13 protein-coding genes, 1 tRNA gene and 1 riboswitch are annotated in these 12,231 nt (G+C 71.5%); of the genes, 4 read left to right on the top strand and 10 right to left on the bottom strand.

From position 1 onward, the window contains the following. Positions 1-77: 77 nt before the first annotated feature. Complete coding sequence (locus tag ACZ67M_RS00650; protein WP_392008059.1) at positions 78-1,496, bottom strand: DUF445 domain-containing protein; 1,419 nt, start codon at positions 1,494-1,496, stop codon at positions 78-80. A gap of 162 nt (positions 1,497-1,658) precedes the next feature. On the opposite strand from ACZ67M_RS00650, the gene ACZ67M_RS00645 reads away from it, so the two are divergent. Then, a complete protein-coding gene (locus tag ACZ67M_RS00645) occupies positions 1,659-3,023 on the top strand; it encodes an SGNH/GDSL hydrolase family protein (protein WP_392008057.1) in 1,365 nt (454 codons plus the stop codon). A gap of 13 nt (positions 3,024-3,036) precedes the next feature. On the opposite strand, the gene ACZ67M_RS00640 is transcribed toward ACZ67M_RS00645, so the two are convergent. The 4 genes from ACZ67M_RS00640 to ACZ67M_RS00625 all read right to left on the bottom strand — a co-directional run bounded on the left by ACZ67M_RS00640 (position 3,037) and on the right by ACZ67M_RS00625 (position 6,520). Further along, positions 3,037-3,828, bottom strand: coding sequence for a DUF1707 SHOCT-like domain-containing protein (locus tag ACZ67M_RS00640; protein WP_392008054.1), 792 nt, complete (start codon positions 3,826-3,828; stop codon positions 3,037-3,039). A 33-nt stretch (positions 3,829-3,861) separates the two neighbouring features. After that, a complete protein-coding gene (locus ACZ67M_RS00635) occupies positions 3,862-4,857 on the bottom strand; it encodes an ABC transporter ATP-binding protein (RefSeq protein ID WP_361355485.1) in 996 nt (331 codons plus the stop codon). 21 nt (positions 4,858-4,878) lie between these two features. Continuing rightward, positions 4,879-5,643, bottom strand: a complete 765-nt coding sequence (locus ACZ67M_RS00630) for an ABC transporter permease (protein WP_392009387.1) — start codon at positions 5,641-5,643, stop codon at positions 4,879-4,881. A gap of 70 nt (positions 5,644-5,713) precedes the next feature. Continuing rightward, complete coding sequence (locus ACZ67M_RS00625; RefSeq protein ID WP_361353926.1) at positions 5,714-6,520, bottom strand: ABC transporter permease; 807 nt, start codon at positions 6,518-6,520, stop codon at positions 5,714-5,716. 204 nt (positions 6,521-6,724) lie between these two features. Between ACZ67M_RS00625 and ACZ67M_RS00620 the strand changes: the two genes are divergently transcribed. Next, positions 6,725-9,148 (top strand): transglycosylase domain-containing protein, encoded by a 2,424-nt coding sequence (locus ACZ67M_RS00620; RefSeq protein ID WP_385798787.1) that lies wholly within the window; start codon positions 6,725-6,727, stop codon positions 9,146-9,148. On the opposite strand, the gene ACZ67M_RS00615 is transcribed toward ACZ67M_RS00620, so the two are convergent. The 3 genes from ACZ67M_RS00615 to ACZ67M_RS00605 all read right to left on the bottom strand — a co-directional run bounded on the left by ACZ67M_RS00615 (position 9,142) and on the right by ACZ67M_RS00605 (position 10,339). Beyond that, the gene (locus ACZ67M_RS00615; RefSeq protein WP_053131664.1) at positions 9,142-9,462 is read right to left on the bottom strand and encodes a DMT family transporter; all 321 of its coding nucleotides are present in this window, start codon (positions 9,460-9,462) and stop codon (positions 9,142-9,144) included. The two genes, ACZ67M_RS00620 and ACZ67M_RS00615, sit on opposite strands and share 7 nt — an antisense overlap. Before the next feature lie 32 nt (positions 9,463-9,494). Continuing rightward, a riboswitch (guanidine-III (ykkC-III) riboswitch) is annotated at positions 9,495-9,560 on the bottom strand. 66 nt (positions 9,561-9,626) lie between these two features. Continuing rightward, complete coding sequence (locus ACZ67M_RS00610) at positions 9,627-9,929, bottom strand: GroES family chaperonin (protein ID WP_202557607.1); 303 nt, start codon at positions 9,927-9,929, stop codon at positions 9,627-9,629. 77 nt (positions 9,930-10,006) lie between these two features. Next, positions 10,007-10,339 carry a DUF3618 domain-containing protein gene (locus ACZ67M_RS00605; RefSeq protein WP_161326825.1) on the bottom strand — a complete coding sequence of 111 codons (333 nt, stop codon included), beginning with the start codon at positions 10,337-10,339 and terminating at the stop codon, positions 10,007-10,009. 92 nt (positions 10,340-10,431) lie between these two features. Here ACZ67M_RS00605 and bcp point away from each other — a divergent pair, with 92 nt between their 5' ends. Both bcp and ACZ67M_RS00595 read left to right on the top strand, forming a co-directional pair. Next, the gene (gene bcp / locus ACZ67M_RS00600) at positions 10,432-10,899 is read left to right on the top strand and encodes a thioredoxin-dependent thiol peroxidase (RefSeq protein WP_122619862.1); all 468 of its coding nucleotides are present in this window, start codon (positions 10,432-10,434) and stop codon (positions 10,897-10,899) included. A gap of 42 nt (positions 10,900-10,941) precedes the next feature. Then, positions 10,942-11,028 (top strand) — tRNA-Leu (locus ACZ67M_RS00595). Between the two features lie 16 nt (positions 11,029-11,044). Here the strand turns inward: ACZ67M_RS00595 and rdgB are convergent. Further along, on the bottom strand, positions 11,045-11,647 hold the full coding sequence (gene rdgB, locus ACZ67M_RS00590) for an RdgB/HAM1 family non-canonical purine NTP pyrophosphatase (protein ID WP_392103740.1): 603 nt from the start codon (positions 11,645-11,647) through the stop codon (positions 11,045-11,047). Between the two features lie 60 nt (positions 11,648-11,707). After that, positions 11,708-12,112, bottom strand: a complete 405-nt coding sequence (locus ACZ67M_RS00585; protein ID WP_361353916.1) for a hypothetical protein — start codon at positions 12,110-12,112, stop codon at positions 11,708-11,710. Positions 12,113-12,231 lie beyond the last annotated feature (119 nt).

Raw genomic sequence — 12,231 nt, 5'->3', positions numbered from 1 at the left:
CTTGTGCCCTGCGCCGGAGGGAACACGCCCGCCGCGCCGGGTGGCAGAGGGCCCGCCGGACCGGAGCCGGACGGGGCCTACGCCCCCAGCATGCGGGAGACCGTGTAGATCAGCAGCCCGGCCAGCGAGCCGACCACCGTGCCGTTGATGCGGATGAACTGGAGGTCGCGGCCGATGTTCGCCTCGATCTTCTTGGTGGTGTGCTCGGCGTCCCAGCTCGCCACCGTGTCGGTGATCAGGGAGGTGATCTCGCGGCGGTAGGTCGTCACCACGTACACCGCGGCGCCCTCCACCCACCCGTCGACCTTGCCCTGCACCTTCGGGTCGGAGGCCATCCGGGCGCCCAGGGAGAGCAGCGAGGCCCTCACCCGCAGCCGCAGTTCGCTGCGCTCGTCCTCCGCCGCGGAGACGATCATGGACCGTACGGCCGTCCAGGCGGACGCGATCAGGTCCTGGACCTCGCCGCGGCCCAGCACCTCGGTCTTCAGCCGCTCCACGCGCGCGCGGGTGTCCGTGTCGGACTGGAGGTCGGAGGCGAAGTCCGCGAGGAAGCGGTCGAGGGCGCCGCGCGCCGGGTGGGCGGGCATGTCGCGCATCTCGGTGACGAAGCGCAGCAGTTCCTTGTAGACCCGCTCGCCGACCCTCTTGTCCACGAACCGGGGCGTCCAGCCGGGCGCCCCGCCCTGGACGGCGTCCATCACGGAGTCGCCGTGCAGGACCAGCCAGTCGTGGGCGCGGGAGACGACCAGGTCGACGGCGCGTTTGTGACCGCCGTCGGTGACGATCCGGTCCAGCAGCTTGCCGATGCCGGGGGCGATCTCCTGCGCGTCGGCCCGGCGCGTGATCGCCTCCCCCACCACGGCCTGCACGTCGGAGTCGCGCAGCACCGTGAGGGCGCCGCGCAGGGCGGCGGACAGCTCGGCCGTCACCCGGTCGGCGTGCTCGGGCACGGCGAGCCAGGCGCCGAGCCGACTGCCGATGCCGACGGCGCGCAGCCGCTGCCGCACGACGTCCTCGGAGAGGAAGTTCTCGCCCACGAACTCACCCAGCGAGACGCCGAGCTGGTCCTTCTTCTTGGGGATGATCGCGGTGTGCGGGATGGGGATGCCGAGCGGGTGGCGGAAGAGTGCGGTGACGGCGAACCAGTCGGCGAGGGCGCCGACCATGCCGGCCTCGGCGGCGGCGCCGACATAGCCCGCCCAGGCACCCGCGCCGCGGTGGGAGGCCCACTCGGCCAGCACGTACACCACGGCGACGAAGAGCAGCAGTCCGGTCGCGGTGAGCTTCATCCGGCGTACGCCGCGGCGCTTTTCCTCGTCGGCCGGGCTGAAGGAGGTCATCGCGCGGTCACGGAACGCCCCCGCGCCGGGTCCTCGGGCGCCCGCGCCGGTACCCGTACGCTCCCCGGCACCGCCGGTGTCCCCGGAGCCGCCGGGAAGTTCCGCCTTCGTGCGTTCCATCCGCTCCACCCGTTCGCCGATCCGTCCCGCACACATTGTCCCTTCCTGACCGACTCCTGGAACGGAACACAAGTTCCCGGCGTCTCTCCTGAAGGGGTAACGCAGGGGGCTCGTGCGGCCCTTCCCCGGCCCATGCCTCATCATGGGTTCATCGGACCGGAGCCTCGGGGCTCCCCTCGCCCGAGGAGAAAGCACAACATGACCCGGGGTCGTGACGGGGGTGCGGGGGCACCTCCCACCAAGCACCGTGCCCTGCTGGCGGCGATCGTCACCCTGATAGTGGCGATCTCCGCGGCCATATACGCCGGAGCGTCCGCGGACGACGGCAGCGCGGACCGGTCACCGCTCGCGGGCGGTCGTTTCCCGCGCGGTGACGCCGCTCCCGCCTCCACCGGCTCGTGGGTCGGCGCGTGGTCCACCTCGCCGGCGGCCGCCGAACCGGGCACCGAGACGACGGGCATGGCGGGCCGTTCGATCCGCAACGTCGTGCACGCGGGCGTCGGCGGCACCAGCGCGCGGATCACCCTGTCCAACCTGTACGGGCAGTCGCCGCTGACCGTCACCCACGCCTCCATCGCCCTGGCCGCCGGCCCCGACACGGCGGCCGCGGTCGCCGACACGATGCGCCGGCTCACCTTCCGCGGCAGCCCCCGGGTGATCATCCCGGCGGGCGGCCAGGTGATCAGCGACATCGCCCGCATCGCCGTCCCGTACGGCGCGGACGTCCTGGTCACCACGTACTCCCCGGTGCCCTCCGGCCCGGTCACCTACCACCCGCAGGCCCGGCAGACCAGCTACCTGGCCGCCGGCGACCGCACGGCGGACGTCACGGCCGTCGCGTACACCACCGAGACGCCGTTCTGGCGCTACCTGACGGCGCTGGACGTGCTGAGCAACGAGGCCCACGGCACCGTCGTCGCGATCGGCGACTCCATCACCGACGGCTTCGGCTCCGAGACGAACGCCAACCACCGCTGGACCGACGTGCTCGCCGAGCGGCTGCACGAGGCCGCCGGGGACGGGCGGGACGCGCCCCGCTACAGCGTCGTCAACCAGGGCATCAGCGGCAACCGGATCCTGACCAGCAGGACGGGCCGGCCCGCCGACAACCCGAGCGCGCTGAGCCGTTTCGAGCGGGACGTGCTGCAACGCACCAACGTCAAGGCCGTCGTGATCGTCCTCGGCGTCAACGACATCCTGAACAGCCCGGAACTCGCCGACCGGGACTCCATCCTCGTCGGCCTGCGCACGCTGACCGACCGGGCGCACGCGCGGGGGCTGCGGGTCGTCGGCGCGACGATCATGCCGTTCGGCGGGTACCGGAACTACACGCCGGCCCGCGAGGCCATGCGGCAGCAGGTCAACGCGGAGATCCGGTCCGGCCGCGTGTTCGACGAGGTCGTCGACTTCGACAAGGCGCTGCGCGACGCCTACGACCCCCGCCGGCTCCGCGGCGACTACGACAGCGGGGACCACCTGCACCCCAGCGACAAGGGGTACGCCCGCATGGGCCAGGTCCTCGACCTGGACTCCCTGAAGGGCGCGGTCCCGGTCGAGGCGTGAGCCGCCCCGGCCGTCAGGAGTCCCGGCGGCGTTCCCGTTCCCGCCGGTCGCCGTGCAGGTCGTGGGAGGTGGGGCGGGAGGGGTCCAGTTCCCTGGGGCCAGGGTCGCGCTCCAGCGGGTCCCGCCCCCGGGACTGGCGGCGTTCCAGCTTCTCCTGGCGGCGCTCCTCCTTGATCCGGAGCTTCTCCGCGCGGGTCAGCTTGCGTTCGACGCCGACCCCGCCCCAGAAGGCGAAGCCGGTCACGATCACGCGCGGGGCGCCCGGGTCGCCGGGGACGCCCTCCTCGCGGTGGTCGAAGCCGCCCATGATCCCGATGCCGCGCACGATCACCTCGACCCCGGGCGGCACGACCACGTTCATCCCGCCCATGATCGCGACGCAGTTGATCACGACCTCGCCGTCCGCGAAGTCCGCCTCGCGCAGGTCGATGTCCCCGCCGCCCCAGAACGCGAACGAGTTGAACCGCCGCGGCACCGTCCAGCGCCCCTTGCGCTGGAACCCGGACATCACCGCGACCGCCCAGCTCGACGAGGGCTCGCCGCCGGTGATCCGGCCCGCCCAGTCCCCCGAGGCCGCCGGCTCCTTGGTCATCGACACCTTGGGCGCCACGACCGCCGTACCGTCCGGCAGGTCCCGGGTGATCGGCGCCAGTTCCCCGTAGGTCCGCGCGCGGTACGTGGCGTCCAGCCGCTCCTCGAACTCGGTCATGTCGAGTCGGCCCTCCGCGAGGGCGTCCCGCAGGACCTCGGCGACTCGTTCACGGTCGGCGTCGGATGCGCGGAGCTCCGGGGCGTCGTCGGTCATGTACAGCAGCCTACGAGGTCACCGCGCCGGGCACTACGCGCTCGCGCGTTCCGCGTACATCTTGGCGATCACCGCTTCGATGTCCGGTTCCCGCACCGACAGGTCCACCAGCGGATACTCCGCGGCGATCCGTGCCACCAGCCCCGCCGCCGACGCCGACGCCGGGAACGCCAGCCACTGCCGCGGCCCCTCCACCCGCACCACCCGCGCCGGCGCCGGCGCCTCGATCGGCGGCAACTCGCGCTCCAGGTCCACCACCAGCGTCCGCTCGCTCTCCCCCGCCTCGTGCAGCCCCGCCAGCGGACCGTCGTACATCAGCCGCCCGTGGTCGATGACCATCACCCGCGAGCAGAGCTGCTCGATGTCCTGGAGGTCGTGCGTGGTCAGCAGCACCGTCGTGCCGCGCTCCGCGTTCAAGTCCCGCAGGAATCCCCGCACCTTGGCCTTCGACACCACGTCCAGACCGATCGTCGGCTCGTCCAGGTACAGCACCTCGGGGTCGTGCAGCAGCGCCGCCGCGATGTCGCCGCGCATCCGCTGGCCCAGCGAGAGCTGCCGTACCGGGACGTCCAACAGCTCCTGGAGCTGGAGCAGTTCCACGCAGCGGTCCAGGTTCTCCCGGTAGCGGGCGTCCGGGATGCGGTACATGCGGTGCATCAGGCGGTAGGAGTCGATCAAAGGCAGGTCCCACCACAGCGTCGTCCGCTGCCCGAACACGACGCCGATGCGGTGCGCCAGCCGCGTCCGCTCCCGGGACGGGTCGATCCCCGCGACCCGCAGCCGGCCCCCGCTCGGCGTCAGGATGCCGGTGAGCATCTTGATCGTCGTCGACTTCCCGGCGCCGTTCGGCCCGATGTAGCCGACCATCTCGCCGCGCGCCACCGTGAAGGACAGCCCGTCCACGGCCCGCACCTCACGCCGCTCCCGCTTCAGGAAACCCGTCTTCCTGCGCACGTCGAAGACCTTCTCGACGCCGTCCAGCTCGATGAAGGCCGCGCCCTGCGGCGCGGCGCTCTCCGCCTCGGTCATCGCCGTCGGCTCCCTCACTCGTCAGCTCCCTGTACTCCGGTACGAACGAAGCCCCGCCCGCCAGACCAGCCCCGCCAGCGCGCAGCACACCACCGCCACCAGCGGCGACGTGAACGCCACCCACTCCGGCAGGTCCAGCGGGAAGGGCCGGTCCAGCACATAACCCGCCGGCAGCCAGTTGACGAAGGCCAGCGGCACCACGAAGGTCACCCCCCGCACCAGGTCCAGCGCGAACACGGTCGGCGGATACTGAAGCATCGTCGTGCCGCCGTACGTGAACGCGTTCGACACCTCCGCCGCGTCCTGCGCCACGAACTGGAACGCCGCCGCCGCCACGAACACCGCGCAGAAGATCCCCGCCCCGCTGAGCAGCATCACCGGCATCAGCAGCAGCTTCGCCGCCGTCCAGTCGACGTCCAGCAGCACCAGGGCGTAGACCAGCACCAGCACCCCCTGCGTCACCCGGCCGAGGCGGCGCAGCGCGAACCGGTCCGCCGCCACCTGCGCCAGCACCGGCGCCGGGCGCACCAGCAGCGTGTCCAGCGTGCCGTCGCGCACCCGCCGGCCCAGCCGCTCCATCGAGCCGACCGCCAGGTCGGCCAGCCCGAAGGACACCCCCGCCACCCCGTACAGGAACGCCACCTCGCCCAGCGACCAGCCGCCCAGCGCGTCGACGCGGGAGAACATCAGCAGGATCGCCACGAAGTCCAGCGCGGTCGCCGCGAAGTTCCCGAACGTCGTCAGTGCGAACGACGTCCGGTAGGCCATCGTCGACCTGATCCACATCGTGGCGATCAGGCCGTACGTCCGCACCCCCTCCGCGACCCGGCCGCGCTCCCGGGCCACCCGCGCCGTCTCAGCCACCCTGGACCACCACCCGCCGTGTCGCCGCCGACTGCGTCAGCCGCCCCACCGCCAGCAGCGCCACCGCCCACGCGGCCTGGAAGACGAACGTCGCCGGCGCGTCGGCCTCGCCGAGCAGCACGTCGGCCGGCGCCTGGAGCAGCGACGACCACGGCAGCATCCGGACCACCTCGCCCAGCGCGCCCGGGAACACGTTCAGCGGAAGCAGCATCCCCGAGCAGAAGAATCCCGCGAGCCACGCCATCTGCGTCACCCCCATGCCGTCCATCAGCCAGAACGCCGAGAGCGCCACCAGGTACCGCAGCGCGAAGCTGACCGCCGCCGCCAGCACCACCGCCACCAGGAACGCCGCCCACCTCGACACCTCCCCCGGCAGGGCCACCGGGAAGAACAGCGCCCCGAACGCGAACGGCACGACCCCGCGCCCCAGTAACTGGAACACCGCCCGCCCCAGGTCCGCCGCCAGCCACCACAGCTGGAGGTCGGCCGGCCGGTACAGATCGACGGCGATGTCACCCGTACGGATGCGCTCCATCAATTCGTCCTCGAACCCCCCGCCCCCGATCGCCAGCGCCGCCAGCAGGGCCTGCCCCAGCCAGACGAACGTCACGGCCTGCGCCTGGTCGTACCCGCCGAGCTGCGGGTTCTCCTCCCACAGGGCCAAATAGGTGTAGACCAGAATCAGTCCGAAGACCGTATTGGTGAACACCCCGGCGGCGGTGGCCGCACGATAGGTCGCGTACCGTCTGAAGCCCCCCGCCGCGACGGCCACGTACAACCGCCCCGAGCCCACGCGCACGGCCCTCCCCCTCCGATCGGCACCAAAGCGCAGGAGCCTAGTGCGACGGCGACCCCCCGTGCCACGGAATTTCACGGGTGTGCCGCCGAGCGGGAACGGAACCCGCGGTGCGAGAGTCTTCATCAGAGGGCCCAGAGGGCGCAGAGGCGCACAAGGCCGTACGAGTCCAGACCGTACGACGCGAAACAGGAGTCCGTGCACGACATGAGCGACGAGCCGCAGCCGCAGCAGCCGGAACAGGGCTGGGCGCCGAGAGAGCCACAGGCGGCCGGCAACGGGGACGCGAAGAAGCCCAAGCGGCCGAAGCGGACCGGCTGGCGCAGGCTGATCCCGACCTGGCGCATCGTGCTGAGCACCTGTGTGATCGGCCTCCTGCTGCTGGTCGGCGGCTTCTTCCTCGGCTACCAGCTGGTGCAGATCCCCGCCGCCAACGCGGCCGCCACCAAGCAGTCCAACGTCTACCTGTACGCCGACGGCAGCGTCCTCGCCCGGGACGGCGAGGTCAACCGGGAGAGCGTCGGCCTCGCCCGCATCTCCAAGGACGCCCAGCACGCCGTCCTGGCCGCCGAGGACCGCGACTTCTACAGCGAGTCCGCCATCGACCCGGGGGCCATGGTCCGGGCCGGCTGGAACACCGCGACCGGCAAGGGCAAGCAGTCCGGCTCCACGATCACCCAGCAGTACGTCAAGAACTACTACCTGGCCCAGGAGCAGACGGTCACCCGCAAGGTGAAGGAGTTCTTCATCTCCATCAAGCTCGACCGCGAGAAGAGCAAGAGCGAGATCCTCGAGGGCTACCTCAACACCAGCTTCTTCGGCCGCGGCGCCTACGGCATCCAGGCCGCCGCCCAGGCCTACTACGGCATCGACGCCAAGGACCTCACGGCCGGCCAGGGCGCCTACCTCGCCTCCCTCCTCAACGCCCCCAGCCAGTACGACGTCGTCGCCCACCCCGAGAACAAGGGCGCCGCCGAGTCCCGCTGGAACTACGTGATGGACGGCATGGCCGACAAGGGCTGGCTGAGCCGCTCCGAGCGCGACGCCGCGAAGTTCCCGACGCCCAAGGCGTCCACCATCTCCACCAGCATGTCCGGACAGCGCGGCTACGTCGTCAACATCGTCAGGGACTACCTGGTCCAGAACGGGATCGTGGACGAGGAGGAACTCGCCCGCGGCGGCTACCGCATCACCACGACCCTCCAGAAGGACAAGCAGAACGCCTTCGTCAAGGCCGTCGACGACAAGCTGATGTCCCAGCTGGACAAGAAGGAACGCAAGGTCGACAACTACGTCCGCGCGGGCGGCGCCTCCGTCGACCCGCGCAGCGGCAAGGTCGTCGCGATGTACAACGGCATCGACTACGTCAAGCAGTACACGCCCAACGCCGTCCGCCGGGACTTCCAGGTCGGCTCCACCTTCAAGCCCTTCGTGTTCACGTCCGCCGTCGAGAACCACTCCGAGACGCAGGACGGCGACACGATCAACCCGAACACGCGCTACGACGGCACCAGCGAGCGCCCCGTCGTGGGCTGGAGCGGCGGCCGCTACGCACCGGAGAACGAGGACCACCGCGACTACGGCGACGTCACCGTCCGCGAGGCCACCGACAAGTCCATCAACGCCGTGTACGCCCAGATGGCCGTGGACGTCGGCTCCGACAAGGTCATGCAGACCGCCATCGACCTCGGGCTCTCCAAGAACACCCCGGAACTGACGCCCTCGCCGTCCATCGCGCTCGGTGTCGCCACCGCCAGCCCCCTCGACATGGCCGAGGCGTACGCGACCATCGCCAACCACGGCAGGCACGGCGCGTACACGCTGGTCGAGAAGGTCATGAAGGACGGCAAGCACGAGGTCGAGCTGCCCGAGCGGCGCGAGCGCCAGGCCGTCAGCCGCGAGTCCGCGGACACCACGACGTCCGTGCTGCGCAGCGTCGTCGAGAAGGGCACCGCCACCGCCGCCCAGGCCGCCGGCCGTCCCGCGGCCGGCAAGACCGGTACGGCGGAGGAGGACACCGCCGCCTGGTTCGCCGGCTACACCCCCGAACTGGCCACCGTCGTCGCCGTCATGGGCCAGGACCCGAAGACCGCCGCCCACAAGCCGCTGTACGGCGCGACGGGACTGGCCAGGATCAACGGTGGCGGCGCGCCCGCCGAGATCTGGGGCCAGTACACCCGCAAGGCGCTGGAGGGCGAACCGGTCAGCGACTTCGACCTCCAGCTCCAGACGGGCGCCGACGTCACCGCGCCCCCGTCCGCCGACTCCTCGGACGAACCGGGCTCCGGCGACGAGAGCGGCAGCGGCGAACCGGACGACGAGTCCACCGGCGACGAGGACTCCCGCACCGAGACCCCGGGCGACGGCAGCGGCGGCACCAGCACCTCGCCCGGCGACTCCGGCGGCTCGGGCGACTCCGGCGGCGAGACCGGCGCCCCGACCACCGGCGGCCCCTCGGGCGGCGCCAGCACGGAACCGGGCCCCACGGGCGGCGGCGACGGCGGCGACGACTCGGCGAACGGCGGCACCACCGAGGGCGGCGGTGGGGACACCGACGGGGCGGGGGGCGGTGGCTCCGACCCGACCGCCGGCACCGTCGCCGGCGTCCCGGTGACACCCCGGCGTCAGTGACCCGAGGTCGCCTTCAGACCCACGACGGCGACCAGCAGCAGGCAGATGAAGAAGATCCGGGCGGCGGTCACCGGCTCACCCAGCACGACCATGCCGAGCACCGCCGCCCCGGCCGCACCGATCCCCACCCACACGCCGTAGGCGGTACCGATGGGAAGCGTCCGGGCCGCGTACGACAGCAGCACCATGCTCGCGACGATCCCGGCACCGGTGAGGAGACTGGGCACGAGCCGGGTGAAACCGTCGGTGTACTTCATCCCGATCGACCAGCCGACCTCGAGCAGACCGGCGACGAGCAGCAGAACCCAGGCCATGACGGCACCTCCGTGAAACGAAAAGGAACGGCGGTGCGTCGTCTTTTCGCTCAACCCGGTACGGCGCGTCTCGTCGGGTGCCTCCAAGGTAGCAAAGACAGCGGAGAGGGGCGGTGACACCGGTCACCGCCCCTCCAAGTACCGCGGGCTCCGTACCGCGGGCCCTACAGATACAGCCCGGTGGAGTCCTCGGACCCCTCGAACCGGTCCGCGGCCACCGCGTGCAGATCGCGCTCGCGCATCAGCACGTAGCCGACCCCCCGCACCTCGACCTCGGCGCGGTCCTCCGGGTCGTACAGCACCCGGTCGCCCGGCTCGACGGTCCGTACGTTCTGTCCGACGGCGACGACCGCCGCCCAGGCCAGCCGCTTGCCGACCGCAGCCGTGGCGGGGATCAGGATGCCGCCCCCGGAACGCCGCTCGCCCTCACCGGTGTCCTGCCGCACGAGTACGCGGTCGTGCAGCATCCGGATGGGCAGCTTGTCGTCCTGGGAGCCGTGCTCGTTTCTCTTGGCGCTCACGCCCCGAACCTACCTGCCCCGGCTCAGCGCCCGCGCCGCCGGGTACTGCCCAGGGCGAGCAGCCCCACGACCCCGACCACCACGAGCGCGACGGGCACGACCCGCTCAAGACGGGGGGCGCCCTCCTCGTCCACGAACTGCGACTTCACGTCGCTGACCGCGCTGTTGACCTTGACGTACGCGCGCCCGAGGGTGTGGTCGACGCTGGAGGCGACCTTGGCCTTGGCGTCGCCCACGATCGTCTTCGGGTGCACCCGCATCCCCAGCTCGTCGAGCGTCTCGGCCAGCACCTCGCGTCGGCGCTTGATGTCCGCCTCGATCTGCGCCGGGGTCCTGCTGTCCGACGTGTCCGCCACCGTACGCCTCCGAAGTCCTCTGACACTGTCCCGCACAGTCTGTCAGCTACTCGCTTCTCCGCACTGTCAGGACCCCCGGTTACGCTGATTCGATGAGCGAGCGACTCCAGCCCGGGGACCCGGCCCCCGCCTTCACCCTCCCGGACGCCGACGGCAACGAGGTGTCCCTGTCGGACCACAAGGGCCGCAAGGTCATCGTCTACTTCTACCCTGCTGCCCTTACCCCCGGCTGCACGAAGCAGGCGTGCGACTTCACGGACAACCTGGAGCTGCTGGCCGGCGCCGGGTACGACGTGATCGGCATCTCCCCCGACAAGCCGGAGAAACTCGCCAAGTTCCGCGAGGCCGAGTCCCTGAAGGTCACCCTCCTCGCCGACCCCGACAAGAAGGCCCTCGACGCGTACGGCGCCTTCGGCGAGAAGAAGAACTACGGCCGCACCTACATGGGCGTCATCCGCTCCACGATCGTCGTGGACGAGGAGGGCAAGGTCGAACGGGCCCTGTACAACGTCCGCGCGACGGGCCACGTGGCCAAGATCATCAAGGACTTGGGGATCTGACGGCGCTGCCCGGCCAGTAGCATGGCCGGGCAGCAGTTCCGGGCGGCCGTGGTGGAATTGGCAGTCACGCTGGGTTTAGGTCCCAGTGGGGTAACACCCGTGAGGGTTCGAGTCCCTCCGGCCGCACCAGTACGTTCTCGGCGGTTCAGCCGAGCAGCTCACGCACCACCGGCACCAGCGCCCTGAAGGCCTTACCCCGGTGGCTGATCGCGTTCTTCTCGGTCGCCGTCAGTTCCGCGCAGGTCCGGGTCTCGCCCTCCGGCTGGAGGATCGGGTCGTAGCCGAAGCCGCCCGTGCCGGCGGGCGTGTGGCGCAGGGTGCCGCGGAGTTGGCCCTCGACGACGCGCTCCGTGCCGTCGGGCAGGGCCAGGGCGGCCGCGCAGGCGAAGTGGGCGGCCCGGTGCTCGTCAGCGATGTCGCCGATCTGGGCGAGGAGGAGGTCGAGGTTGGCCTGGTCGTCGCCGTGGCGGCCGGCCCAGCGGGCGGAGAAGATGCCCGGCGCGCCGTTCAGGACGTCGACGCAGAGGCCGGAGTCGTCGGCGACGGCGGGCAGGCCGGTGGCCTGGGCGAGGGCGTGGGCCTTGAGCAGGGCGTTCTCGGCGAAGGTGACGCCGGTTTCCTTGACGTCGGGGATCTCCGGGTAGGCGTCCGCGCCGACGAGGTCGTGGGGCAGGCCCGCGTCGGCGAGGATGGCCCTCAGTTCGGTGATCTTTCCGGCGTTACGGGTGGCGAGGATCAGGCGGGTCATGGGGACCAGTATCGCCGGACCCCCGGGCCCCGGATCGCGCACCCCGGGCCGGGGTCTTCCCTACGGCGTGCAGACCTTGGTCAGTTCGCCGGCCGCGTCGGTGACGGGGCTGAGGTCGGGGGTCTCGTCGCCGTTCTCCACCGAGGTCCGGACGTTGTCGACGGCCTTGCCGAGGTCGTCGACGGCCTTGTTGACGTCCGTGTTGTCGGTCTGGCCGCCGATCTTGTCCAGGTTCTTGTCGATGGAGTCGAGGGACTCCTCCCACTGGGTGGGGTCGGACGTGTTCTCCACGGCCTGCTGGAGTTCGGTGACGCTGTCGGCTATCGCGTCCGCCGTGCGTACGCAGTCGAGGGCCTTGTCGACGGCGTCGCAGCCGGTGGTGAGTCCGGCCGTGAGGGCGACTGCGGCCAGCGTGGCGGCGACGGTGACGGTGTGGCGAAGGCTGCGGTGGCGGCTCGCGGCCATGGATCTCGTCCTCCCCTTGGCACCGGGCCGGGCGGCCCGTGTGCGGTGCGGCGTCGGGCGTACGACCGGTGTGGCCGTACGCCCGTGGTGCTGTACTGCTAGGGACGCGGTCGCGGGCG

This window comes from Streptomyces sp. NPDC107500 (assembly GCF_055582785.1).
Note: the sequence above shows the minus strand (reverse complement) of the source record. Positions and strands in the feature narration are given on the sequence as shown.